1 protein-coding gene is annotated in these 1,122 nt (G+C 59.2%); it reads right to left on the reverse strand.

Annotation, left to right across the window (positions count from 1 at the left end):
• Positions 1-52: 52 nt before the first annotated feature.
• The coding region (locus AACY42_RS28475; RefSeq protein WP_445261771.1) for a T6SS phospholipase effector Tle1-like catalytic domain-containing protein at positions 53-1,122 on the reverse strand (1,070 nt) is incomplete at its 5' end.

Below are 1,122 nucleotides of genomic sequence, written 5' to 3' on the forward strand. Positions count from 1 at the left end.
AGCACTTTGCCGCCAAAGGGACGCAGGGGGTCGCCTATACGTATCACGCGCATCATGAAACCACCTGCCTCACTTGTTCGACCAAGCCACCGGTGGTTTTAAGGTGGTCCAGCATGCTCTGCATTCGCAGCTCATCCTCAGTCTTGAGGATGGCCTCGCGCTGCTGCGCCACCACTTCACCGATCGCAAAGGTCGGTTGCAGGATCTGCTCTGCCCCTGGCAGGAATGGCTCGACCTTGTTGCCGACAACGTTGATCACCTTGTAGCCCACTGACGCGGCGCCGAACGTGCCAGCCGCACCTTTCCAACCATCGCGACGGATGCTGTAGACCCCGCCCAACACCAGCGCGATGCCCACCACACGCCCGGCGACCACCACCGGAGTCATGCGTTTGTTGGACTCATCGCCGAAATACACCATGCGATAACGGAAGTAGTCGCCCCACAGTTCCCGCGAACTCATGAAGTCATGCAGGAACCACGCTCGCGAGTCATGCACCTGGTCGTCAAACATCGCCACCAGCAAGGCCGCTTGTACAGAGTCCCGCAACCGGACTCTCTCGTAGCTGGAGCCGCGCACGCCGAACAGTTCCTTGACATACAACTCGCCTGCCGCCTTGATCCGTGTGTACTCCTGTTGCTCGTCATCATCGTTAAGCAGGTACACCGTATCCCTGAGCACGCCATCGACCACCCAGCCGCCCACGCTGGTTTGATCGCGCCGAAAGCCCTGGTAATCATGTTCGAACTCTACGGCGGCTTCACGAATCTGCTGCTGGTCGATCACCGCCTCGTAAGGAGGCGGACCGGCCGTGCCTAACAACAGTTGTGTTTTGTTGGGCTGGCTACGGGCTGCTACGCGCTTTTCCTTGGCCTCCTTCATTTTCGTCTCGCGCTCATCCTTTTCCAGTTTTTGATCCGTAGCGCTGGTTTGCTTGGCCTGAATATAAAAAGGCTGTTGTAAATAACTGCCTCGGGCAAAGCGCTCGATACGCCAGCCGGTGATCAAGGCCAATTGCTCGGCCATGGTGTCTTCCAGGTTGTGGGGGAGGCGTAGGGCTTCGTGGTCGGCTGGGGTGGCGGAAGACGTGGCCTCGGTCAGTCCGAGGGTGGTGCGCCAGG

It is taken from the genome of Pseudomonas sp. RL_5y_Pfl2_73, assembly GCF_963970515.1.
In the GTDB taxonomy this organism is placed as follows: domain Bacteria; phylum Pseudomonadota; class Gammaproteobacteria; order Pseudomonadales; family Pseudomonadaceae; genus Aquipseudomonas.